The sequence below is a fragment of the Sulfitobacter sp. SBS6 genome, from assembly GCF_048285585.1.
Classification (GTDB): Bacteria; Pseudomonadota; Alphaproteobacteria; order Rhodobacterales; family Rhodobacteraceae; genus Sulfitobacter; species Sulfitobacter pontiacus.
In genome coordinates this window covers 899,715-923,817 of record NZ_JBLWBA010000005.1, presented here as the reverse complement: position 1 = coordinate 923,817, position 24,103 = coordinate 899,715, and the positions used below count along the sequence as shown (strand labels likewise).

At 61.8% G+C, this 24,103-nt stretch carries 22 protein-coding genes; 15 read left to right on the top strand and 7 right to left on the bottom strand.

Annotation, left to right across the window (positions count from 1 at the left end; all coding sequences use genetic code 11):
- Positions 1 to 127 precede the first annotated feature (127 nt).
- A complete protein-coding gene (locus tag ACNQ62_RS07900; protein ID WP_418094570.1) occupies positions 128 to 1,078 on the bottom strand; it encodes an asparaginase in 951 nt (316 codons plus the stop codon).
- Between the two features lie 205 nt (positions 1,079 to 1,283).
- On the opposite strand from ACNQ62_RS07900, the gene ACNQ62_RS07895 reads away from it, so the two are divergent.
- Positions 1,284 to 2,360: an alpha/beta hydrolase gene (locus ACNQ62_RS07895; protein WP_418094569.1), complete on the top strand. Its 1,077-nt coding sequence runs from the start codon at positions 1,284 to 1,286 to the stop codon at positions 2,358 to 2,360.
- Here ACNQ62_RS07895 and ACNQ62_RS07890 read toward each other — a convergent pair.
- The 4 genes from ACNQ62_RS07890 to ACNQ62_RS07875 form a co-directional block, all read right to left on the bottom strand.
- On the bottom strand, positions 2,344 to 2,952 hold the full coding sequence (locus ACNQ62_RS07890; RefSeq protein ID WP_418094568.1) for a poly-gamma-glutamate hydrolase family protein: 609 nt from the start codon (positions 2,950 to 2,952) through the stop codon (positions 2,344 to 2,346). The two genes, ACNQ62_RS07895 and ACNQ62_RS07890, sit on opposite strands and share 17 nt — an antisense overlap.
- Positions 2,953 to 2,955: 3 nt before the next feature.
- The gene (locus ACNQ62_RS07885) at positions 2,956 to 3,906 is read right to left on the bottom strand and encodes a class II glutamine amidotransferase (protein WP_418094567.1); all 951 of its coding nucleotides are present in this window, start codon (positions 3,904 to 3,906) and stop codon (positions 2,956 to 2,958) included.
- A gap of 110 nt (positions 3,907 to 4,016) precedes the next feature.
- Positions 4,017 to 4,322 carry a DUF6525 family protein gene (locus ACNQ62_RS07880; RefSeq protein ID WP_278424732.1) on the bottom strand — a complete coding sequence of 102 codons (306 nt, stop codon included), beginning with the start codon at positions 4,320 to 4,322 and terminating at the stop codon, positions 4,017 to 4,019.
- A gap of 65 nt (positions 4,323 to 4,387) precedes the next feature.
- On the bottom strand, positions 4,388 to 5,074 hold the full coding sequence (locus ACNQ62_RS07875) for a ZinT family metal-binding protein (RefSeq protein WP_418094566.1): 687 nt from the start codon (positions 5,072 to 5,074) through the stop codon (positions 4,388 to 4,390).
- Between the two features lie 192 nt (positions 5,075 to 5,266).
- On the opposite strand from ACNQ62_RS07875, the gene ACNQ62_RS07870 reads away from it, so the two are divergent.
- The 11 genes from ACNQ62_RS07870 to ACNQ62_RS07820 all read left to right on the top strand — a co-directional run bounded on the left by ACNQ62_RS07870 (position 5,267) and on the right by ACNQ62_RS07820 (position 15,145).
- Positions 5,267 to 6,397 carry a TRAP transporter substrate-binding protein gene (locus tag ACNQ62_RS07870; protein WP_037943698.1) on the top strand — a complete coding sequence of 377 codons (1,131 nt, stop codon included), beginning with the start codon at positions 5,267 to 5,269 and terminating at the stop codon, positions 6,395 to 6,397.
- Between the two features lie 73 nt (positions 6,398 to 6,470).
- Positions 6,471 to 7,055: a TRAP transporter small permease subunit gene (locus tag ACNQ62_RS07865; protein ID WP_005852157.1), complete on the top strand. Its 585-nt coding sequence runs from the start codon at positions 6,471 to 6,473 to the stop codon at positions 7,053 to 7,055.
- A complete protein-coding gene (locus ACNQ62_RS07860) occupies positions 7,052 to 8,470 on the top strand; it encodes a TRAP transporter large permease (protein WP_005852158.1) in 1,419 nt (472 codons plus the stop codon). Before ACNQ62_RS07865 ends, ACNQ62_RS07860 begins: the two co-directional genes overlap by 4 nt.
- Before the next feature lie 4 nt (positions 8,471 to 8,474).
- Entirely contained in the window at positions 8,475 to 9,821 is a 1,347-nt protein-coding gene (locus ACNQ62_RS07855) for an amidase (protein WP_418094709.1), read from the top strand.
- A gap of 12 nt (positions 9,822 to 9,833) precedes the next feature.
- The gene (locus ACNQ62_RS07850) at positions 9,834 to 9,995 is read left to right on the top strand and encodes a hypothetical protein (protein ID WP_005852160.1); all 162 of its coding nucleotides are present in this window, start codon (positions 9,834 to 9,836) and stop codon (positions 9,993 to 9,995) included.
- Positions 9,996 to 9,998: 3 nt separating this feature from the next.
- The gene (locus tag ACNQ62_RS07845) at positions 9,999 to 10,958 is read left to right on the top strand and encodes a 2-hydroxyacid dehydrogenase (protein WP_418094565.1); all 960 of its coding nucleotides are present in this window, start codon (positions 9,999 to 10,001) and stop codon (positions 10,956 to 10,958) included.
- 106 nt (positions 10,959 to 11,064) lie between these two features.
- Entirely contained in the window at positions 11,065 to 11,835 is a 771-nt protein-coding gene (locus tag ACNQ62_RS07840) for a GntR family transcriptional regulator (RefSeq protein WP_418094564.1), read from the top strand.
- Positions 11,832 to 12,662, top strand: coding sequence for a tryptophan 2,3-dioxygenase (locus tag ACNQ62_RS07835; RefSeq protein ID WP_418094563.1), 831 nt, complete (start codon positions 11,832 to 11,834; stop codon positions 12,660 to 12,662). The genes ACNQ62_RS07840 and ACNQ62_RS07835 overlap by 4 nt, the downstream gene beginning before the upstream one ends.
- 11 nt (positions 12,663 to 12,673) lie before the next feature.
- The gene (gene kynU / locus ACNQ62_RS07830) at positions 12,674 to 13,849 is read left to right on the top strand and encodes a kynureninase (RefSeq protein WP_418094708.1); all 1,176 of its coding nucleotides are present in this window, start codon (positions 12,674 to 12,676) and stop codon (positions 13,847 to 13,849) included.
- A 48-nt stretch (positions 13,850 to 13,897) separates the two neighbouring features.
- Positions 13,898 to 14,650, top strand: coding sequence for a transcriptional regulator FnrL (gene fnrL, locus ACNQ62_RS07825; RefSeq protein WP_168593173.1), 753 nt, complete (start codon positions 13,898 to 13,900; stop codon positions 14,648 to 14,650).
- Positions 14,651 to 14,737: 87 nt separating this feature from the next.
- Positions 14,738 to 15,145, top strand: coding sequence for a universal stress protein (locus ACNQ62_RS07820; protein ID WP_037963283.1), 408 nt, complete (start codon positions 14,738 to 14,740; stop codon positions 15,143 to 15,145).
- 20 nt (positions 15,146 to 15,165) lie between these two features.
- On the opposite strand, the gene ACNQ62_RS07815 is transcribed toward ACNQ62_RS07820, so the two are convergent.
- Positions 15,166 to 16,050, bottom strand: a complete 885-nt coding sequence (locus tag ACNQ62_RS07815) for a LysR family transcriptional regulator (protein WP_418094562.1) — start codon at positions 16,048 to 16,050, stop codon at positions 15,166 to 15,168.
- A gap of 93 nt (positions 16,051 to 16,143) precedes the next feature.
- On the opposite strand from ACNQ62_RS07815, the gene ACNQ62_RS07810 reads away from it, so the two are divergent.
- The 3 genes from ACNQ62_RS07810 (at position 16,144) to ACNQ62_RS07800 (ending at position 18,027) form a co-directional block, all read left to right on the top strand.
- Entirely contained in the window at positions 16,144 to 16,641 is a 498-nt protein-coding gene (locus ACNQ62_RS07810) for a lactoylglutathione lyase family protein (protein WP_005852172.1), read from the top strand.
- A 143-nt stretch (positions 16,642 to 16,784) separates the two neighbouring features.
- Positions 16,785 to 17,261: a DUF305 domain-containing protein gene (locus tag ACNQ62_RS07805; RefSeq protein ID WP_009826428.1), complete on the top strand. Its 477-nt coding sequence runs from the start codon at positions 16,785 to 16,787 to the stop codon at positions 17,259 to 17,261.
- Between the two features lie 7 nt (positions 17,262 to 17,268).
- Positions 17,269 to 18,027, top strand: a complete 759-nt coding sequence (locus ACNQ62_RS07800) for a glutaredoxin family protein (RefSeq protein WP_260005106.1) — start codon at positions 17,269 to 17,271, stop codon at positions 18,025 to 18,027.
- Positions 18,028 to 18,162: 135 nt separating this feature from the next.
- On the opposite strand, the gene ACNQ62_RS07795 is transcribed toward ACNQ62_RS07800, so the two are convergent.
- Positions 18,163 to 23,988, bottom strand: a complete 5,826-nt coding sequence (locus ACNQ62_RS07795; protein ID WP_418094561.1) for a GEVED domain-containing protein — start codon at positions 23,986 to 23,988, stop codon at positions 18,163 to 18,165.
- Between the last annotated feature and the right edge of the window lie 115 nt (positions 23,989 to 24,103).

Sequence of the window (24,103 nt, the reverse complement as noted above, 5' to 3'; positions counted from 1 at the left end):
GTTCTTGGCCAAAGCGTAAAGCCGAATGACGCAGCGCGAAGCACGCAGCCCCTGTGCGACGTCTAGTGCGTTGATCCTTATACAGGTTATTTCGCAATTCAACTCTCGCGGGTTAGCCCTTCGCGCGTTAATCGGCCATTTCTCCGCATTGATCCGCAGCCAGATAGGCGTGTTGCGCGTCAAACTGCGCAAAGCAGCTCAGCGCGAGGTGGATTTTGACGAAGGCTGCCTCGGCTGTCATCTGGCCGCCGTCGACCACCCCGCTGTCGCGCAGCGCCTTGCCCGCGGCATAGGTGCCGATCTGCATGCCGCCCTCGGCGCATTGGCTGACGGCCACCACGGGAACGCCCTTGTCCTGCGCTTTGCGCAAGGCGGCACGCAGGGCGGGGCTGTCGGGGACCGTGCCCGCGCCAAAGCAGCGCAGAACGATCCCGTCGCAGGTGGTCGCCGCATGATCCAGCAGGGCGGCGCTGAAACCGGGGGTGACGGTCAGAAGGGCAACATCGTGGGGGCGCAGGGGGCTGAGCTGCGGGTCGGGTGCGGTGACACGCGGTTCCCTGTCGGTTGGCGCGGCGGTAAAGGCGTCCAGCGCCTGCGAATGGGCCTTGCGCACCCGCCCGCCATGCAGCCGTTTGCCGCCGAATTGCACCCAGACCCCCGCCGGTGCCGTACGCGCTGCGGCAAGCGCATCGATCAGATTGGCCGTGCCGTCCGTGTCAGCCACAGTCAGCGGTCGCATCGCGCCGGTCACGATCACAGGCTGCGCCAGACCGGGCAGCGCAAGGCACAGGGCGGCGGCGGTATAGGCCAGCGTATCCGTCCCGTGGGTCACGACGAAGCCGTCAAAGCGGCCCCGATGCTGATGGATGGTCTGCGCGATGCGTGCCCAATCCTGCGCCGTGGCAAGGGCGGAATCGATCAGCGGATCAAGGCGCAGCACCTCGACCTCTCCGGCGATCTTGCCGCTGGCCACCAGCGCTGCGACCGCATCTTCGACCACCCCGTCGCGAGGGGCGAAACCGTCAGAGGTCTGGGCCATGCCAATCGTGCCGCCCGTGTGGATCAAGAGTGTCGCCATGCTGCGCCCTTTGTGTTGATTGCCGCCCAATACGCCCCCTCCGGAGCCCTGCAAAAGCTGCCGCAGGCGGACCAGAAGCGCCCGTCGCTGTCAAGCCTGCTGACCGTCGGCGCATGGGGCCAAAGCCGCCATGACGTGACATCCGGCTTGACGGGCAGGGTAGGGCGGCGCGTATATACGCCCGACACGACCGGAAGGCCCCCTGATGCGCACACCGACCCGCCGCCACTTTATCGCCCTTGCCAGTGCGGGTGCCGTCGCCGGATGTGGCGGGCAGGGCGGGTTCTCTGTCGTTGATCCGGACCACGCCAGCGCAGGTACCGGGGCGGATGTGGGCGCGGGCGTGCAAAAGCTGCTCGTTGCGACCACACGCACCGCCGATCCCGCGCCGATCGCCTATGGGGCGGGGCGGGCGAAGACGCTGGATTTCGCGCGGCTTGCCATCTCGATCCCGCCGAACCACAAGGTCGGGCAGATCGAACGCAGCCGCGGATCGCGGGCCGACCCCGCACGCCATTTCGCCCTCACCGGGGCAGAGACGTTGCCGGATCTGGAGGCGCTGGTCTTTGCCGCCCGCGCCGCGTCGACACCGGGGCAAGAGGCGGTGGTCTTTGTGCATGGCTATAACAACGGCTTTGCCAAAGCCGCGTACCGTCATGCGCAGGTGGCGTGGGACTATGAATTGAAGGGGCCGCAGATCCACTTTTCGTGGTCTTCAGCGGCGAACCCGTTCGAATATACCTATGACCGCGACAGCGTGCTGATCGCCCGCGATGCGCTGGCGACTTTGTTGCGGCGACTGCTGCGCGAGGACGGGCTGCGCGTGTCGCTGGTCGGGCATTCTATGGGCGGGCTGCTGATTATGGAGATGTTGCGCCAGATCGCGCTGAGCGGGGACCGCGCCCTGCTGGACCGTTTGTCTGCGACGACGCTGATCTCGCCCGATATCGATATGGACCTGTTCCGCGCGCAGGCCCATGCGCTTGGCCATTTGCCGCAGCCCTTTACCGTGGCGATTGCGCAGAACGACCGGTTGCTGCGCCTGTCGTCGGGCTTGTCAGGGGGGGCTGCGCGTTTGGGATCGGTAGAGGATCTGGACCAGCTTGAAGGGCTTGGCGTCTTCGTGGTGGATATGACGGGCATCGCCGACACGGGCAGCAATCACTTCTTGCCGGGCACCTCGGCCTCTGCCATCGCGCTGATAAAGGGGTTGCGAGACGCCGATGCGCTGGCCCCGCAATCCCTGTCGGTCGGACCGGTAAGCATCAAGCTGGGCGGGTAGCCGCGTCGCCGTCCAGGCCCGCCGCTGAAATTGCCGCCCGAAGCGCTGTGCTAAAGCGCGCTATCATCCTGCCATCCTCTGCCAAGTTGCGGCGCAGGGATCGGGGCAGCTCCAACTGCACGCCCGTGCCGCTGCGGGTGCGGTTGCAGATGTTGCTGGGATGCACGCCGGGCAGGGCCGTATTCAGCGCGGCCCCGAAGCCCGCCGCGCGCAATGCGTCGCCGACAGCATCCCGCAGGGTTTCGTCACGCCCGCCCAGCCAGACCGTGTCGGTGCCATCATCCTTGCGCCCGTGAATGGCGATCGACGTGTCCGCGCCAGCCACCAGTGCCAGCGCCCGAGGTTCATCAAACCGATGCGAGGTGATGTGGTAATCGCCATGCGCCCCGGCGCGCAGCGCCTCGAACAGGTAGAACGACAGATCATCCCCGGCGACAGCCCGTGCGATGCTTGCCGTTTCCGGTTCGATCGTCCCCCCGTGGGGCGCAAGGATCACGACGCGCGTGCCGCGATCCTGCACGGTGATACGGTAGTCCCGGTCCTGCTCATGCGCCGCGGCGAGCGTGGCGAAATCGGGGTAGCGGTCGGCCATAGTCTATACGTCCAGCTTGGTGATCGTCTTGCTGATCTTGCCGCCGACGCGACGCAGGCTCACCATCTCTCCGAAGCGGATGTGCAGCCAGTCTGACCCATCCTCGGTCAACGGCTCCGACGCGAAAATGGCCGAGGTCGCTTCGCCCTCGGGGCTGGCATCAACCTTGTAGCTGTCGGCGTAGTCCTCGAAATTCTCGCCCATCAACAGGTACATCGGTTCAAGCAGCATCGACAGGGCGTAGTCATCGGTGCCGGGGCCGGCTTTGCGCAGCTCTTTCCAGTCGCCTTCGGGGGCGGTTTCGCCCTTGTGGCCGGCCCCATAGTTCACGCCGATGATCCGGTCGGTGGACACCAGCGCGATCTTCAACTTGGTCAGGGCGACCAGATCTAGCTTGCGCATCGCCTGCAATACGGCATCAAGCAGCTTCTCGAACGCCGACTGCACGGCGTCATCGCTATCGCCCTCCAGCAGGGACAGCAGCAGTACGTAGAAGAATTCCGTGTCCGTCGTGCCTTTCATCTGCCGCAGGAAATCGTCTTTGCACAGGGGCAGCAATTCGCGCTGCAGCAGCCGCCAATGGGGTAGGGCTCCGTTCTGCGCGATGATCCACGGGGTGCCCTTGAACGAGAACGGGTGGCAGTTCTCGTCCGCCAGCACATTGCGTGCATCATAGGCCGCAGCGCGGACATGGGCGAGCATGGTGCTGGTCTGTAGGCTGGGGATGATGCCGGGGGCGTTGTCATCGTGGAACGCGGCCATGGGGCGGTGATACAGCAGCGGTTCCTCGGGCTTCAGCAGATGCGCGCTCCATAATCCGAAGCCCCAACCGGCCAGTTGCAGGTTCGGGTGCAGCTCGGGGTCAAGGCTTTGGTTGATCAGACTGTTTTCCGGCTTGATCAGCAGGCTTTCAAGCGGGATTTCAGGCCCGATATAGGCGAGAACGCGGCACATGGCTTTCCTATCACATCAAGGGTCGATCACGGGCACCACCAAGCGGCGGCATCCCGTATCATTCTGTCAGCTCAGGTAGGGCGGCGCGGGCCAAAGGCCAGATCAGCGGATCAGAGGGGGCGAACACCTGCGCATGTGGCAGGGGCGTCCGGCATATGCAGACGGTCGCGGGTCAGCGTGTTGCGCTCACAGCGCGATAGGTGCTGTTTTGCGGCATCCGTATCGCCACTGAACCGCTGCAAGGCGCGATGCCACGCCCGCAGCGCAGAGCGTGCGGACCAAGGCAATGCCGCTTGGGCCAGCCAGCCGCGCAGTTCCGGCGGCAAGCGGTCATAGGCGGCCATCGGGTCCTGCGTGCGGCGGCGTGCGGCAAGGCTGCTGCGGCAGTTGGGCTGGCGAAGGGTGGTTTTCGGCATGGTACTTTTGTCGCTGGAAGCAAGGGGTGCGCCGCCACCGTCAAGGCAGGCAGCGGCGCAGGATATCAGTGCGCCTGCATCTCGGCAGAGATGTCAGCGGGGCTGAGGGCCGCGGGGTAATATGTCGGCCAGTTGGTGACCTCTTTCAGCAGGGCCGCGCGATCATCCCCCCAATATAGGTGATAGTGATCTGCCTTGGCGGGCGCGATCTTGTGGTCGCTGAACTGGAAGAACATCGGAGCTTCGGCGTCACCGCTGATCTTTTCAAAGATATAGCGCACACCGCGATTGCCCTTTTCATAGGTCAACACCTCGAAGCCGTCGCTTTCATACCGCCCCTGCACCGATGTCTCGCCCGTGTAGAAGGTTGCGGTATCGCCCGAGAATACGATCCGGTCGACATCGGTGGCATAGCCGGTGGTGTAATAGGCTTTGTATTCCTCGGCGGTTTTGTCACCCTTGGCCGCCTTATGCGCCATCACCGCGTCCAGATCACCGCTTTGCAACAGCGGGTAGACGGACTGCCAGTCGCCCTCCCAATCGGCCAGCGGGCGCGGTTTGATCTGCGCATCGTCGAAGTAGCCTTTGTAGATGTCGTCGTCGCCGTGGTCATGATCATGATCATGATCATGATCGTGGGCTTCGTGGTCATGCGCCTTGTCTTTGGCGTGATCCGCAAGGGCGGGCAGGGCTGTGGCGGCAAGAGAGGTCGCGGCCAGAGCGGAAAGAAATGCGGTGTGGATGCGGGTCATCATGGGCTCCATTCAGGTCGGTAAGGAAGTGATTCGTTATGTTATAACGTAACTTTTTTTCCTACAGGCAAGCCACGCGGAGAGCAATGATCAGAATTCTTGATTAAATCAGTCAAGGCGGTAAGGTCGGGACACGATTGCCGGTAGGGAACTTGAAAAAGGGCCGTGCAGTCGCTCTGGGAGGAGAACAAAATGAAGACTAATAATAGTATTAATCGACGTTCGTTTTTGACCAAATCGGCCGTCGCTGGCGGGGCTGCGGCTGGCAGCATGCTGGCGGCTCCGGCGGTTCTGGCGCAAGCGCCATTGGTTATCAAAATGCAAACGTCATGGAATGATGCCAACATCTGGCAGGACTTCGCACGCGACTATGCCACCCGCGTCGAAGAAATGTCGGGCGGGCGCGTCAAGGTCGATGTGCTGCCTGCGGGCGCGGTTGTTGCGGCGTTCCAGGTGCTGGACGCTGTGAATGACGGCTTGATCGATGCCGCGCATTCGGTGCCTGTCTATTGGTACGGCAAGAACAAGGCCGCGTCGTTGTTCGGCACCGGTCCGGTTTTCGGCGGGTCCGCAACGACGATGCTGTCGTGGTTCTACGAAGGCGGCGGCCAAGAGCTGTATAACGAGCTGACACAGGACATCATGGGCCTCGACGTGGTTGGCTACATGGGTTTCCCGATGTTTGCGCAGCCCTTTGGCTGGTTCAAGGAAGAGGTGAATTCGGTCGAGGATCTGCAAGGGTTCAAATATCGCACCGTGGGTCTGGCGGCCGATCTGATGGCCAAGCTGGGCATGTCCGTCGCTCAGCTGCCGGGCGGCGAAATCGTGCCTGCGATGGAGCGTGGCGTGATCGACGCTTTCGAGTTCAACAACCCCTCGTCGGACAAGGACTTCGGCGCGCAGGACGTGGCCAAGAACTACTATCTGTCGTCCTATCACCAGGCGTCGGAAAGCTTCGAGTTCCTGTTCTCGCGGACCTTCCTTGAGGATCTGGACCCGGACCTGCAGGCGATCCTGAAATATGCTGTCGAAGCGGCCTCTACCGCGAACACAGCCAAGGCGATGAACCGCTATTCTGCGGATCTTCAGTTCTTGCAGGATGAAGCAGGGGTCACCGTGCGTCGCACCTCGAAAGAGATTCTGGACGCACAGCTGAAGGCATGGGACGAACTGATCCCCGAGCTGGAAGCCGATCCGTTCATGAAAAAGACCCTCGACAGCCAGCGCGAGTGGGTCAGCCGTGTGTCGTATTACGAGCTGATGAACTCGCCCGACTATGGTCTGGCGTACGAGCATTACTTCCCTGGCAAGATCAAGCTCTGATCCCGCTGACAGGTAAAGTACAGAACCCCGGCACCTTTGTGTGCCGGGGTTTCAGACGAGGCATGGGGACATCATGATTTCATTTATACGGTTCGCCGACAGCCTGTCGGCATGGTTTGGCAAGTCATTCGCGTGGCTTATCCTGCTGATGTCCATCGGCACGGGCTACGAGGTTTTCGTACGCTATGTGCTTAACAGCCCGACGGCCTGGGCGCTGGACGTTTCCTTTATCATGTACGGCACGCTGTTCATGATGGGCGGGGCCTATACGCTGTCGCGTGGCGGGCATGTGCGGGGCGATTTCCTGTACCGGCTGCTGCAACCCAAGACCCAGGGCAAAATCGATATCGTGCTGTATATCGTCTTCTTTTTTCCCGGTGTGCTGGCCCTGATCCTGTCCGGCTGGAAATACGCCGCGCGGTCCTGGCAATACGGAGAGGTCTCCGTCAACAGTCCCGCGGGTGTGCCGATCTACCAGTTCAAAGCGGTGATCGTGGCGGCGGGCATATTGCTGTTTATCCAGGGGATCGCGCAGGTATGCCGCTGCATTATCGCGATCCGGGACAATTACTGGCTTGAAGCGGACGAAGACGTTTTCGAGACCGAAGACCTTTTGATCCAGAAGGCCAACATGGCCGAGAAAGACCATATCACATGACCGATCCGCAAATCGCCCTGATGATGCTTGGGCTGTTCATCATCTTTGTTTTTCTGGGCTTCCCGATCGCCTTTACCCTGATGGCCATGGGCATCGGTTTTGGCTACTACGCCTATTTCGATGCGCGCCGCATGTGGCGCGGTTTTGACCGGCTGGATGAAACCGCCGGACAATGGGAACAATGGTCGAGTTGGATAGAGGGATTTTATAACAACCGAATATTTGACCTCTTCGTGAACCAGACCTTTACCGTGATGTCGAACGAGGTGCTGACGGCTGTGCCCTTGTTCCTGTTCATGGGCTATATCGTCGAACGCTCCAACATCGTTGACCGTTTGTTCACCACGCTGAACATCGCGTCCAAGAATGTCCCCGGTTCAATGGGGGTGGCGGCGCTGATCACCTGCGCGCTGTTTGCCACGGCGACAGGGATCGTGGGCGCGGTTGTGACCTTGATGGGCCTGTTGGCGCTGCCGGCGATGTTGAAAGCGCGCTATGACCCGTCCTTTGCGGCGGGCATCATCTGTGCGGGCGGCACCCTGGGCATCCTGATCCCGCCGTCGATCATGCTGATCGTCTATGCGGCGGCAACCAACGTGTCGATCGTGCGCCTTTATGCGGCGGCGCTGCTGCCGGGTCTGACGCTGGTGGGGCTGTATCTGGTCTATATCATCGGGCGGTCTTTGCTGCAGCCATCGTCGGCGCCAAAGCCTACGGCGGATGAGGTGCCGGATATGCCGATGGGCAAGCTGGTGATGATGATCATCACCTCTTTCGTGCCACTGGCTTTCCTGATCTTTGCGGTGCTCGGGTCGATCCTTTTCGGTCTCGCCACCCCGACAGAGGCGGCGTCCATCGGTGCATTGGGCGGTATCTTCCTTGCCTTCATCTACCGCGCGATGACATGGCAGCGTTTGCGTGAAAGCGTCTATCTCACCGTGCGCACCACGGCGATGGTCTGCTGGCTGTTCGTCGGCTCCTACACCTTCTCTGCCGTGTTCTCCTACCTCGGGGGGGAGCATGTGATCTCGGAGTTCGTGCAATCCATGAACCTGTCGCCGATCCAGTTCTTGATCATGGCGCAGCTCATCATCTTCCTGCTGGGCTGGCCGCTGGAATGGTCCGAGATCATCATCATCTTCGTGCCGATCTTCCTGCCGCTGCTCGCGGTTTTCGAGATTGATCCGCTGTTCTTCGGTATCCTCGTGGCGCTGAACCTGCAGACCAGTTTCCTGACCCCGCCGATGGCGATGTCGGCCTATTACCTCAAGGGCATCGCGCCGCCGTCGCTCCTGCTGACGCAGATCTTCAAGGGGGTCATGCCGTTCCTCTTCTGCGTGATCCTGTCGATGGTGCTGATGTATGTCTTCCCGCAGATCGTCTTCTATTTGCCGGATCTGTTTTATGGACGGTAATCGGATGACGGGTCACGGGGTGGACGGCACCCCCAGCGTGACACTACTGCGTGACAGGCTGGCGTCCGGCGCGCTGGATGCGCTGGCGCTGGTCGACAGCTATATCAAACGGATCGAGGCGCGCGAGCCGCAGGTGGGTGCATGGGCGTGGTTCGATCCCGAATTCGCGCGCGCACAGGCCCGCACGCTGGATGCGCATCGCCGGGCAGGGCGTCCCTTGGGGCGGCTTCACGGGTTGCCGGTCGCGCTGAAGGACGTGATCGACACCCAACGCATTCCCACGGAAAACGGCTGCGTTCAGGATGCTGGGCGCGTGCCCCTGCGCGACGCTTTTGTGGTTGAGAGGCTGCGCAAGGAAGGGGCGATCCTGATGGGTAAGACGGTCACGACCGAGCTTGCCTTCATGCAGCCCGGCAAGACCGCGAACCCGCATAATCTGGCGCATACGCCCGGCGGATCGTCGCAAGGCTCTGCCGCGGCGGTGGCGGACGGGATGGTGCCGCTTGCCATCGGCACCCAGACCGGCGGGTCGGTGATCCGTCCGGCGTCCTTCTGCGGGGTGACCGGATATAAACCCACCTTCGGCGCGATCCCGCGGCGGGGGGTGCTGACGCAATCGCCCTCGCTTGATACGATCGGGGTCTTTGCCAGCGATCCCGCAGGGGCCGCGCTGCTGGCCGAGGTGCTTTTCGGGCAGGATGACGAAGACAGCGCGACCACGCTTTGCGCCGCGCCCGCCTTGCATGCGGCGGCGACCTCGGCCCCGCCGCTGCCGCCCGTGTTCGGCTTCATCCGCCCGCCGGGATGGGAGGATGCGGAGCCGCAGCTGCATGACGCCTTTGCCGAGCTGCTGGACGCGCTTGGCGATCAGGCGTTCGAGCTTCCGTTGCCAACGGTGTTCGACACGGCAGCAGACCAGCGCAAGCTGATCAATCTGGCCGAGATGTCCTATCACTACTACCCCTATTGGCACCGGGGCGCGGACAAGCTGGGGCCGATCACCCGCGACGCGATAGAGCAAGGCAACGCCGTGCCTGCCCGCGATTACCTGTCTGCCCGCGACATGCCCAAGGTGCTGAACGCCGCGCTGGACGAGATGTTCACCCGCTGCGATGTGATCCTGTGCCCCTCGGCCCCCGGTCCGGCCCCCAAAGGGTTGGAAACCACGGGCGATCCGGTGTTCAACGGGCTGTGGACCTTCTGCGGCACGCCCTGCATCAACCTGCCGCTTTTCACCTCGACCGAAGGGCTGCCCATGGGCGTCCAGCTGGTCGGCGCACGCCACAATGACGCGCGGTTGCTGCGCACGGCACAATGGCTGACCGACTGGGCCGCCGGTGCCTCTGCATAAAGGATATCTGACATGAACCGACTTCTCGCACTTGTGGCGTTTGCGACCATCACCACCTTTCTGCTGATACTGGCGGTCAAGGTGCCCAGCCCCGATCTGGTGATCATCGTGGCGATCACGCTGGCGTTCATCGCCTTTGATCTGTTCACCTCCAGTCGCAACAAGAAAGACTAGCCGATGTCCAAGCCCGTGATCTGGATCACCCGCACCCTGTCGAATGCCACGCTGGAACGCGCCCGCCGCGACTACGAGGTGATCTGGGATGCCGCCGACACCCCCGGCAGCGCCGAGGATATCATCAGGATGAGCGCATCCGTCGACGGGATCATCCCGTGCCACTCCGAACATTTCAGCGCAGATGTCGTGGCGCAGCTCGACCCGCGGCTGAAAATCGTCGCGAACCATTCGGTCGGGGTGGACCATTGCGATCTGGACGCACTGCGCGGCAAGGGGATCGTCGTCACCAACACGCCCGATGTGCTGTCGGATGCCACGGCAGAGCTGGCGATGATGCTGATGCTGGGGGCTGCGCGCAATGCGGTCGCGGGGGACCGGACTGTGCGGTCCGGCACATGGGATTTCTGGTCGCCGGCCTTTCTGGTGGGCAAACAGATGACCGGTGCGCGGCTGGGGATCGTGGGGATGGGCGGTGTGGGTCGTGCCTTTGCCCGCAAGGCGCGCGGCTTTGATATGGAGATCCACTATCACAACCGCAGCCGTCTGTCGCCCGAGGATGAAGCGGGCGCGATCTATCACGAGACGCTGGAAAGCCTGCTGGCCGTGTCCGACTTCCTGTCGCTCCATTGCCCCGCGACGCCCGAGACGGTCAGGCTGATGAACGCCGACCGTTTGGCGCAGCTGCCCAAAGGGGCGGTGCTGGTCAACACGGCCCGCGGCAATTTGATCGACGAGGCCGCTTTGGTCGACGCTCTGGATGCGGGGCATATCGGGGCGGCGGGGCTGGATTGCTTTGTCACCGAACCGGGGGGCAATCCGGCCTTCGCGTCTTATGACAACGTGATGATGATGCCCCATGTGGGCAGCGCCACGGTGCAGACCCGCGATGCGATGGGGTTCAAGGCACTGGATAATCTTGACGCGTTCTTCCGTGGAGAGTCCCCGCCGAACGCGCTCTAGTCTAGAAGGGGTCCGAAGAACTCAATGCGGACCTACGCGAAAAAAATCGTATACGATTTACATGATCGTATTTATTTGTCATGGTGTGTTTCGAAAGGGGCGCATCATGACACTTCGGCAATCGAAATCGGACATTCTATTTGACCGGCTTCGCCATGATATCCTGACGCTGGATCTGCAACCGGGCATGGCGCTGCGCCTACCGGCCCTGTCGGAACGCTATGGCATCGGCCTGACGCCGCTGCGCGAATGTCTGAACCGGCTGGCGGCTGAACAGCTTGTCGTGCCCGAGCATAACAAGGGCTTTTGCGTCACCCCGCTGACCCGTGCCGATCTTCTGGATCTGGAACGCAGCCGCGATGCCATCGAGGGCGCGATGCTGGCCCATTCCGTCAGCCACGCCGATGACACGTGGGAGGCAGGGGTGATCGGCGCCTATCACCATCTGTCGCAAACGCCCGTGCCTTCGGTGATCCATAATGACGAGGCACTGGCCCAATGGACGCGGCGGCATCTGGCCTTTCATCAGGCATTGGTGGCGGGGGCGCGGTCAGAATGGATGGCGCGGTTTGCGGGGCAGTTGCAGGATCAGTTGGGACGCTACCACCGTTTTATTCAGGCGGGCCTGCGCGATCTGACCCAAAGCGCGCCCCCGCTGGCGGCCAAAGCGGCAGAGGTATTCTCTGCCGGTATGGCGCTAGAGCCGCATCGCGCGCTCTATCAGGCAGCAGTTGATCATGATCCGGCGGCGGCGCTTGCGGCCTTTCGCCATCACACCGGCCTGAGCATCGCCGCGTTCGAGGAGCTTTCGACGCTGATGCCGGCCCATTCACCCTTTGCAAGAACCCTAGGCCCCCAATCGGAGACCCCCGCATGACCGGCTACAACCCCGCTGACGAAGGGGCGCAAATGTCCTTTGCCAAGGATATGTCCTATACCGATTACCTGTCGCTCGACCCGATCCTCGGGGCGCAAAATTGCAAATCCGACGCCCATGACGAGATGCTGTTCATCATCCAGCATCAGACCTCAGAGCTATGGATGCGCCTGTGCCTGCACGAGCTGTCGTCGGCGCGCACCCATCTCGCGGCGGGCGATTTTGCGCCTGCGATGAAGATGTTGACCCGTGTGGCGCGCATTTTTGAACAGCTCAACAGCGCGTGGGATGTGCTGCGCACGATGACCCCCAGTGAATACAGCGATTTTCGCGACGACCTTGGCGCGTCCTCGGGGTTTCAGTCGCATCAATACCGGCTGATCGAATTCATCCTCGGCAACCGCAACCGCGCGATGATGAAAGTGCATGAACATCGCCCCGAACTGCACCACATGCTGACGCAGGAACTGGGCACAAAATCGTTGTACCACGTGGCGCTTGATCTGCTGGCAGAGGCAACGGGGCAAAGCTTTGCCCCGCAGGCCTATGCGATGGACACGCCTCATGCGGCGGATGATGCGGTGATGCAGGCATGGGTGCGCGTCTACCAAGACCCGCGCGCCCATTGGCAGCTCTATGAGCTGGCCGAAAAGCTCGTCGATCTCGAAGATTATTTCCGCCGCTGGCGTTTCAACCATGTGACCACGGTGGAACGCATCATCGGCTTCAAACGCGGCACGGGCGGCACGTCGGGGGTGAAATACCTGCGCCGGATGCTCGAGGTCGAACTTTTCCCCGAACTCTGGAACGTACGAGGTGCCCTGTGACCCGATTGCCGATGAAAGACCGCTTTTCCCTGCCCGAGGGCATGATCTACCTTGATGGAAACTCGCTTGGGCCGCTGCCTGTGGGGACGGCCGAAAAGGTGCAGGATGTGGTGCAGGCGCAATGGGGCGCGCATCTGATCAAGGGCTGGAACCTTGACGGCTGGATGGCGCAGCCCGCACGGGTCGGCAACCGTATTGCCCGCCTGATCGGCGCACCCGAGGGGTCGGTCACCATGGGCGACACGCTGTCGGTCAAAGTGTTTCAGGCTCTGTCTGCCGCTCTCAAGATGCGCCCCGACCGGCGGGTGATCCTGTCGGACAGTGGCAACTTCCCGTCGGATCTGTATATGGCCGAGGGGCTGATCCAGCAGTTGGGGCAAGGCTACGAGCTGCGCATCGTCGCCCCCGAGGATGTCGCCAGCGCCATGACCGATGACGTGGCTGTCGCCATGATCACCCAAGTCGACTACCGCACGGGCCGCATGCATGACATGGCGCAGGTGACTGCGGCGGCCCATGGGGCAGGGGCGGTGATGCTGTGGGATCTGGCCCATAGCGCAGGCGCGGTGCCCGTCGATGTGGCGGCCTGCGACGCGGAATTCGCCGTCGGCTGCACCTATAAATACCTCAACGGCGGGCCGGGGGCCCCTGCTTTCATCTATGCGCGCCCCGATATCGTCGCGGACATCCAGCCCGCTTTGGCCGGGTGGCTGGGGCATGATGCGCCCTTCGCCTTCGAGACCGGATACCGCCCCGCTGCGGGCATCGAACGCATGCGCGTCGGCACGCCCCCTGTGATCCAGATGACCGCGCTGGAACATGCGCTTGGGCTTTGGGACGCGGTGGATATGGCCGAGCTGCGGGACAAGTCTGTCGCGCTGAGCGAGCTGTTCATCGCGCTGGTCGAAGAAAAATGCCCCGAGCTTGTGCTGGCCAGCCCACGGGATGCAGACCAACGGGGCAGTCAGGTGTCTTTCGCGTCAAAGAACGGGTATGCGGTGATGCAGGCGTTGATCGCACGGGACGTGATCGGTGATTTCCGCGCGCCTGACATCATGCGCTTTGGCTTCACGCCCTTGTACATCGACGAAGACGACGTACGTGGCGCGGTCGATATCCTTGCCGACATCCTTGCGACCCGCAGTTGGGACCGGCCCGAGTATCACCAGAAGCGCGACGTGACCTGAAGGGCCAAGCGACATCGGGACGCAGCGCGGTGGCGGTGCGTCTTGGTGATGGTGGTCCGCGCGAATGAACGCTATGATCGCACCATGCTTGATCTTCAGTCGCGCCCGAAATGCAGTGAATGCCCGATCCGCCACCGCGCCGTTTGTGCGCGGTGCGATGATGATGAACTGCTGATGCTGGAGCAGATCAAGACCTATCGGTCGTTCAAGGCGGGTGATCCGATGCTTTGGCGGGGCGACGGGCTGACCTATGTCGCGTCGGTTGTGTCGGGCGTCGCGAGCCTTGGCAAAACGATGGAAGACGGGCGCACCCAGATGGTCGGGCTGCTTTTCCCGTCGGATTTCATCGGCCGTCCGGGCCGCGCGGCGATTGATTTCGACGTGGTCGCCGTTACCGATGTGACGCTGTGCTGCTTCCAGCGCAAACCCTTCGAGGCGCTGATCGAGACCACGCCGCATATCGCCCAACGGTTGATGGAGATGGCACTCGATGAACTGGACGCGGCGCGCGACTGGATGCTGTTGCTGGGCCGCAAAACCGCGCGCGAAAAGATCGCGACCTTCATTGAAATGCTGGCGCGGCGGCAGCAATTGGCCAATGCGGATACCCCTGGGCAAGAGCTGGTCTTGCCTCTCACACGGTACGAGATCGCCAACTATCTGGGGCTTACGCTTGAAACGGTCAGCCGCCAGCTCGGCGCGATGAAGAAAGAGGGTATCCTGAGCTTTGTCGACCGTCGCCGTTTCCGCGTGGCCGATGTGGACGCGCTGCACGCGGCCTCGGGCGACGACTGCGACTAGGGAAATATTCCCTTTGATTTGATCTGTATCAACGCCGCAGGGCACCCCAAGGCGTTCCCTGTCTGCACCTTCATAGGAGAGTGCAGCATGTACAAGAATATCCTGATCCCCGTTGTTTTCGAGACCCCCGAGATCACCCAGACCGCCTTTGATGCGGCGCAGGCGCTGGCGGCACCGGACGCCAGATTGACCCTGCTGCATGTGATAGAGGCGGTGCCGGTCTATGTCGCTGAATACATTCCCACCGACATCGTGACCTCCACGCGCGAGGCGGTACAGGCGCGGCTGGATGCGCTGGCGCTAAGCGTGCCGGGGGCCGCGACAGCGATTGCGGACGGGCGCGCCGGGCCACGGGCGACACGCTGGGCCGAGGAAAACGGGACCGACTGTATCGTGATCGCGTCGCATCAGCCCGCGTTGTCTGACATCCTGCTGGGGTCGGTCGCGCAATATGTGGTGCGTCACGCCAAATGTGCGGTGCATGTGGTCAGATAGGTCGGGGCACCGCCAACGGGCTATTGCAGCCCAAGTATGCCGTCAGCGGTGGCAGCAACGCGGGCGAATGCGGCGCGGTCTTTGCGTGCGATCAGCCAGAGGTCGTGAAACCGCCGTTGGGGCAGGGTATGCACCGCCAGCGCGTCGCGGTGCGCAAACCCCTCCACCCCCGACCGCGGCAGGATGGTATAGCCCAGTCCTTGGGCCACGGGCAGGGGGATTTGCCCGATCTGGTTGATAAAACTGCGCAGCCGCAAATGCTCTGCCCCGCGGTAGTCATCAAAGTTGCGCCCGAGAAGATCATCGGCATAGGCATTGCCATCGGGATGCGCGATGAACCCCAAGTCATCAAGCCTCTGCAGGGTCAGATCCGCCGCGTTAAAGGTGGCGGGCAGCACGAGGCAAAGTTCCTCTTGCGACAGGGGCGTGGCCTGAACGCGGGGCATATCGGGCACCGCGGTCACCACGCCCAGATCAAGCGTCCCTGCCAGTATATCCGCCAGAATACGCGCCTGCGGCGCGGCGCTGAGGTGCATTTCCAGCTTCGGGGCCTCCTGCATCCGCGCGATCAGATACGGATACAGCCGTAATGCAAAGCTGCCAGAACACCCTATCCTGACCGTGCCTGATAAAGGATCATCGCGCTGCATCCTTTCGCGCAAGCCGCGCTCCTCTGTCCGGCGGGCACGGCCGATCGACAGCAGCTCTTCTCCGGCGGGGGTGAGGGTGAACGATTTTCCCTCGCGCAGGATCAACGGCTGGCCGACCTGTTGTTCCAGCTTGCGGATATGCTGCGACACCCCGGGCTGGGTCATGGCCAACCGGTCTGCGGTGCGGGTGAAATGCCCGATGTCACATAGGGTCGTGAAGGTTTCGAGCCAGGAGGCGTTTAGCACGCGGATCATTCCATAAAGTTATCATTTCAATTTAATATGATAATTTTATGTTTGCGCGCGGTCCACCTAAATCACGGGGTATCACAGAACAAAGGATAGACCATGACACCGACACCACGCAGTTTCTCTCATATCGGGCTTTCCGTGCCGGATCTGGACCAAGCCGTAAAATTCTACGCCGACGTGCTGGGGTTCTACGTCATCATGCAACCGACAGAGATTGTCGAAGACGGCAGCGATATCGGGCAGATGTGTACCGATGTCTTTGGCGAAGGCTGGGGCCGCCTGCGTATCGCGCATCTTGCCACGGCAGACCGTATCGGGATCGAGCTGTTTGAATTTGACGGCAACCACGCGCCCGCAGACCCGCTGAATTTCCGCCAGCACGGCACGTTCCATTTCGCCATTCAGGATCCCAACCTCGAAGACCTGCTGGCCAAGATTGTCGCGGCAGGGGGCAAGCAGCGGATGCCGGTGCGCGAATACTTCCCCGACGATAAACCCTATCGCATGGTCTATGTCGAAGACCCCTTTGGCATCGTGTTCGAGCTGTACAGCCACAGCTACGAGCTGACCTATTCCGCCGGTGCCTATAGCTAAACTCAAGTCTGTTCTGCGGGCGAATGCAGGGCTTTCGCCCGCAGTCATCAGCGCAAGATATGTCAAATAATGCAGGTCGGCGGGAACCCTCCTGCGCGGGAAGGCGGTTTTGTTGTCATAGCAACATCACGAAAGGTCTTCTCATGTCATACTGGCGCTTCTTTGCAATGATCATCACCTCTACCGTGGTGATGTTCGGCTTAATGTATCTGAACACCTACGCAATCGATCACGTGTTCTTTAGCGAAACCCGCAGCTATATGGCGCTGTATATGGGCGCGGTGATGGCGGTCATCATGCTGGCGTTCATGCTGGGGATGTACAGCAACCGTGGGGTGAATATCGCGATTTTTGCAGGCAGCGCGCTGGTTTTTGCGGTGTCGCTGTTTCTGGTGCGCAGCCAGTCCACGGTCGATGATACGGCGTGGATGCGTGCGATGATCCCGCACCACTCCATTGCGATCCTGACGAGCGAGCGTGCCAATATCTCGGACCCGCGGGTGCGCAAGCTGGCGGACGATATCATCGAAGCGCAACGGCTTGAGATCGACGAGATGAAGGCCCTGATCGCGGATCTTGAAGGCGGGCCAGCCGCAACACCAGAAATCGACGGGAAGTGAGGACATAATGACGCAACAGCAGACACAACCGGCAAAACTCTACCGTATGGTGATGCCTGACCATACCTGTCCCTACGGTCTGAAATCCAAAGACCTGCTGGAGCGTCAGGGCTTCGAGGTCGAGGATCACCACCTGACAACGCGCGAAGAGACAGACGCGTTCAAAGCGGAGCATGATGTCGAAACGACGCCGCAGAGCTTTATCGGCGGGGAACGGATCGGCGGCTATGACGATCTGCGGGTCTATTTTGGCTTGGATAAACCCAAGGATCAGCAATCTGACACGTCGTACCAGCCGGTGATCGCCATCTTTTCGGTCGCCTTTCTGATGGCGCTTGGCCTGTCGTGGTTTGCCTTCGAAAGCATCTTTACCGTACAGGCGTTCCAGTGGTTTATCTCGATCTCCATGTGTTTCCTCGCCGTGCAAAAGTTGCAGGATATCGAGAGTTTCTCGACCATGTTCCTGAATTATGACCTGCTGGCAAAACGCTGGGTGCCCTACGGCAAGATCTACCCGTTCGGAGAGGCCTTTGCAGGCATCGCCATGACCGCAGGGGCGCTGCTGTGGCTGGCGGCACCGATCGCGATCGTGATCGGTGGCATCGGGGCGATCTCGGTGATCAAGGCGGTCTATATCGACAAACGCGAGCTGAAATGCGCCTGCGTGGGCGGCAGTAGCAATGTGCCGCTTGGCTTTGTGTCCCTGACCGAGAACGTGATGATGCTGGGCATGGGGCTTTGGATGCTGGTACGGCTCTTCGGGTGATATTCTGGCACCTGCTCAGCGGAATTGAAGCCTATTCCTATTGCAAGTCCCCCCGCGCCGCATCCGCGGTACGGGGGGATTTTTGTTCGTGTGGGGCGCGGGAAACACCCCCTTCCGCGCCTGACAAGCGCCGCCTTAGGGGGCGATCCGCACCTCAAAGGACACAGACCCCGTTGCACCCGGTTCATGTGATCCGGTGCAGTCCCATTGCAGCGCCCCCGCATAGCCCGCCGTATCCGCCCCGGGCGTGGTCATCGTGCAGACCACATCGCCGCCGATGGAGACGGGGCTTGGGATGGCGGTTGCCAGTTCTGTGTAGGGCGGCGTGCGGTCGTGGATCACGATGTTGGTCGCGGGCAGTTCGCCAGGGTTGTCGAGGAAGATGCGATATTCAAGCACATCCCCCGCAGCGGCACCGTTGCTGACGCCTTCGGGCGTGCCTTGGGTCACATTGCGGACCGTCTTGCGCAGTTTCAGCACCCCTTCGGAGGATTCTACCCGCACCAGATCGGTGTTGCGGTCCTGCTCGGTCGCGCCGGTCGCGCCATAGGTCGTGTCGGCGACCACATCAAAGGCGATGGTCGATCCCGGTGCCGCCGCACCCGAGGCGGCGACACGAGCCACCAGACAGATACGCGTGTCAGGGGTCACGGGCAGGGCGGTGGTGATGGGGTTGGTGGCCGTCCCGTCGCAGGCGGCATCCTCGAACAGGGCGACGGAAAAGAGCCCCGGCGCGGTGATCGACTGGATATCGGTGTCAAACACCACAGAGCCTTCTGCATCGGCAAGATATTCATGCCGCAGGGTCACCACCTGTGCCGGACGGATCGCGCTTTGCTGGCTTTCGCTCAGCCGGGCGTCCTCGATCAGGCCGACATCCAGATCAGGATAGGATGTCCCCGCCGCAGGCGTGAAGGTAAAGGTACCATCGCCGCTGGCCGGGTTGACCAAGCCGGGCAGGGCACCGGGGTTTTCGGACACGGTGAGCAAGCCGTTGTCCGGGACCACGGTGATGGTGACGTCATCGGCAAAGCCTTCGGGCAGGGTCAGGCTCCAGCTGCCATCGCTGGCAACCTGCGGCGACCCGATCAACGTGCCGCTGCTATCGGTGATCCGGACTTCGGCCGCACCAGTGTCGGCTTCCGAGGCCCCTTGCAGCGCGTCATAGGCTGTGTCGGAACCTGCACCATTGTCGATAAAGACCTTACCAGACAAGCTTGGGCCAGATCCGGCAAAACTCACGCTCACGGCGGCTTCGTCGTCATCGCCAACCCCGTCGCCCAGATCGTCCGTCAGCGGACCCACGAGCGGATCACTATCGGGATCCGGCAGGTCAGAGGCGATGATCTCGGCCACGTTGGTATGCTCGCCTGTGGCGTTCATCGTGACCCGCACGGTCAGGGTTTCGCTCGCGCCATTGGCCACCTCGCCGACGTCCCATGTACCGGTGTTGGCGTCATAGGTATCGGTGCCATCCGCCGGTGTGGCAGAGACAAAGGTGAACCCGTCGGGGATCAGGTCACGGACCCGCACACCGGTGGTACCGTCAGGGCCGTCGTTCGTCACGGTGAGCACGAAATCAAGCTCTGTGCCCGGGCCCGCTTGGGTCACCGGCTGGCCGCTGGTGTCGAACACGCCCTTGGTCAGGGACAGGTCCGCCGTCGCCCCGCCGTTCACAAACCCGAAATCAAGGGTGCGCACGCTGCCGGCGGTGATTGATACGCCCGTCTGCGGGTTCACGGTACCGGCCACAAGCCCGGGGGGCATGTCGGGATCGGCTGCGTCGACCTCTACGCGGTAGGTCGCTGTGGCAGACAGGTCAGAGAAGAGATAGGTGCCGTTGCTGGCTGTCTCTACGCTGGTCAGGAACGTGTCATCCGCGGTGTCGGCTGTGCCATTGTCGTCGTACAGGGACACGGTCACGGCGCTGAGCACGGTTTCACCGGGCTGGTAGCTGTCCGAATAGTTGGTGTCGCGGTAGACGACGCCGGACAGGTCACCTTCGGGCGGCAGCGGGCCAAAGCGCGACGGGCAGGCGGCACCGTCGTTCAGGCCACCCTCGCCGACGGGTACCGTATTGATCAACTGCCCCCCGCCCGAGCCGGAGCCCTGAAGTCCCACGTCGGCCTCATAGACCTCGTTTGTGGCGTTCTGGTTGATGTACATGCGGCCGTAGAAATCGAACCACACCGCGCCATAGGACCCTGTCCAGGCGGTCGGGCCGAATTCAACCGGCGCGCGGGTGCCAGACGTACCATCCGCAGGGTCGATATAGAACAAACGGTCAGAGGCCTCGTTGACGCCGTACAACATGCCGTCGTTCGGATTATAGGCGATGTCCGACGGTTCAACGGCAGCCGACAGCGTGATCAGGCCCAGATCAACGGGTGCGGACGGATCGGAAAGATCCAGCAGCTGCAACGCGTTGGCCCCGTTCACACGATAGACCATCACCCCGTTGGGCAGGATGTCGCCCGCGGTGGAGCCCACCGCCGCCGACGCGGGGAGGGTCGAGACGACCTCGTAGTTGCCGGTGGAGTCCAGGCGGATCAGCTCGCGCGTTGCACTGCGCACCCCGTAGAACAACCCGTCGAGCGCATTATAGCCCCAGCCGCCGTCATACTGCACGCCCGCAGGGGCACCGATGTCGGTCGCGGTGATGCTGTACACGCCAGCGCTTTCCGCGAAGCTGAGCCGCTGCAGCTGCGTATCCGTCTGCGTCACACGATAGAGCGAGCCATCGCAGGTAAAGGGCACCGCCCCGGCCGAGAGGATCACTTTGTAGTCCTCGACCTCGCCATCGAAATTCAGACCATCAAAAGGGTCCGCCGCGACGGCGCTGGAGGTCGACCAGCGGATACGTGCATGGGTAAAGCCACTGGTGATATTCGCAGGGACAGGGATGTTCAGGGTGATCTGGTTGTTGAACACCCCATCCGTATCGCCCGCGCCCCCATCACGGTAGTCGACCGCGATGTGTTCGGAGGGATCGAAGGTGCCGCTTTGGTCAAAATCGACCCAAAGCTGCAGGTTCGTGATCCCCGCGGTTACCGGGATGCCCAAGGCAAGTTGAGCGCTCAGGGTTTCATGGGTCACGATGGTCAGGGGCACGGTTGTGCCGGCCTCCAGGATGGGAAAGACGGCGATGGAATCCTCGTCGTCAAAGCCCGACAGGTCATCCGCATCGGAATCGGGGCTATGCTGAGGGGTCTGTTCGGTGTCGGGTTCGGCGGCACCCAGATAGATGTCCTGGACCACGATGTGACGCGGATCGCCATAGGTCGCGGGCGCATCGCCGCGGTCGGACAGATCAGCAGCCGCAATGACCAGCGAATAATCCTCTACCTCGCCATCCACGGCAAAATCCGATGTGCTCAACCCCGTCTCGGAGCTGTAGCGGAAGCGCGCGTAGGTGGTCGATGTGGTCGCATCCGAAGGCACGGTCACGTCGATCTGGATCACGCCATCGCCCGCGACATTGTCGAATTGCGTGCCGTCATCCTTGAGGTCAAGCGCGATACGCTCGCCGAGTGTCTCTTCGAACAGACCGTCGCCGTTGAAATCGATCCAGGCCTGCAGGTTACCATTGCCTGTTACGGTCACGTCGAGCGTGCTGATCGTGCCCTGGGTCAGGACGGGAAAGGTGATCCCGTCTTCGTCGTCGGTGCCGATCAGGTCATCCGCCGTTGCCGTCGCATCCGATTGTGCAACCAGTTCGATATCCGGCTCGATCAGGCCCAGATACACACCCGGAGAGGCATCAACGCCGTGGGTCGGTGTGAGGTAGCTAAGCGGTGCATCGCCAAAATCCACACCCAGCCCTGCAAAGACCGCCACCGTGACCAACGCGCGGTCACAATCTGCGGGGTCCAGCGCATCGCAGAGCTGGTATTCGATGGTGTAGACGCCAGCGGGAACGCCCGCGGGCACAATGACGCGACCGGCTTCGGCACCGGCTGTTTCCAGAATCGGCACAGGATCGCCCGTGTTCTGCGGCACGGCTTCGGTCAATACAGTCAGCGTCGCGGTCGGGAAGGCGGCGGGCAGGCCGTTGATTGTGTCATTCGACATGACTTCGCCTGCGGTGCCGCCCAGCAAGGTGTTCACGGGCGACGCGGTGTAGTCGTCGTCTTGCGCCACAATATCGGGCGAGGTGTTCGAGATTGCGCAAAGCTGGATGCCGGACCCCCGCGTCGCGCGACGGTCGGATGACCCTGTGTAGCCGTGGATAAATTCAGCTTCGACGAAGGTGTTGAATTCATAGGTGGCGTAGTTGTCAAAACTCGATTCATTCGGCTCGTCCACCCAATCAAGCGGGTTGCCTGTCTTGGCAGGATCCATCGCGATCGCGTTCGGCCCGGCGGGAAAGGAGGATAAGGGCGCGGTGTTGAAGAAAGAGGTCACCGTCGGGTTGGTGAGCGTGCCCACCACATCCGAAGAGTCATCGCCCTCGCCGCGGCTGTCGACATCCGTTTGCTGTACAATGACCCCGTTGATGCGGCTTTGGTCAATGGCCAGACCTTGCGGGTTGGCCGCCGTGGCCGTGCCATCCTGGACCAGTCGCAGACGGTAGGTGATGTATGCGTCGTCCTCTGGCGTCATGCGCGCCTCAAGCGAGGTGTCCAGCTCAAGCGCGGTCGCATTATTGATGCTGGTGACCTGCATGACGACATCGATCGGGTTGCCGTTTATATCGGTTGTCACGTCGTCGAACAGGAAGATGTCTGACGGGGTTACATTCGTCCGGCTGCCGGACCCTGCCAACTGGGTCGATGGCTGGCGGAAGACGGACTGAGGCGTGCAGCTTTGCGAACCGGTCTCGCCTGACAGCACGCTGCTGACGATGGACAGGGATTCAGAATTCGACTGCAACCGTGAAACAAAAGGCTGGCCGATGCGGCCAATGCCCGCAACCGCGTTGCTGTCCACGGACCCCGTCAGCACATCGGCCGCCTGAATGGTGTAGTCCTCCTGACAGACGACCGTTCCACCCGGGGCGACAGGCGTGGTGATCGCGGGGCAGAGCACAGGCCCCAGCAGATCGTCGTCGATCACAATGTCCTGCCCGGTGTTGAACGGCAGCGCGCCGGTGTTTGTGACCGTGTAAGTATAGGTCACAGTCTCACCCTGCGTCCCTGTGCTGGGGCTGGCGGTACGTGTCAATGAAATGCTTTGATCCACGTTGAACGTTGCCGCACCGAACATCCCGATACCCCGCGGGGCGGGGTCATAATTGGTGAACTGGTTATAATTGCGCACGTCGGCAATAGATTCATCATACCAGAAAGTGACCGTCGAGGTGCTGTCGGGGAAGGTCGCGCGCACGGTGCCGGTGTCATCGTTGTTCGATGTAGGCGAGGCCCCGAACCCTTCGACATAGATACATTGGGCCTGGTTCGCGCCGATGGTGCCGGTGAAGCCAGACCCGGGGCCGGGGCCGACCAGAAGTGCGGGTGCGGCGCTCACCGGTGCCAGCGTCGGATTGCCGTTATCGCCAAAGGCGGTCACAAAATCGCAACGGTCAGACCCGGCGTTGCTATCGCTGGCGTCAATATCCAAAATGTCGATCTGCAGATTGTCGATCGGAAAGGCGACCCCGCCCGAACTGGAGGAGATGGAGGACGTTGTCCGCGCATCCCCGATACGCCCGCGGTTTCGCGGCGCGTTGGAAATGACTACGAGCGATTCCACATTGCCCCCAAAGATAGCAGAATCGTTGGGTGTCCCTTCGCCGCTGAAGCCAGTGTAGTTGCCTGTATGTTCAAAGGTCAGGTCAACCTCGAACCCGTATTGGTCCCGCAAGGTGCGTGTCAGCGGGCCAAGATTGCCGCCGGGCCAGTCGTATGTGCCCCAATCAAGTTCGAACTCGCCGGCATCAGCTTTGCCGGCGCCTGTAACGACCAAAGCCGCCAAAGCGGCAGCACAATTCAGTGTTGTAAAGGTTAACTTTGAAATCGACATCAGACGGACCTCTTGTTGCGGTGTCCCAAACACCTTGTACATTGGCCGGAGACGACCTCGCCGTCTTTCCTGCCCCCCGGGATATGTCTAAAGTTCTCATACAAGGTTAACGCGA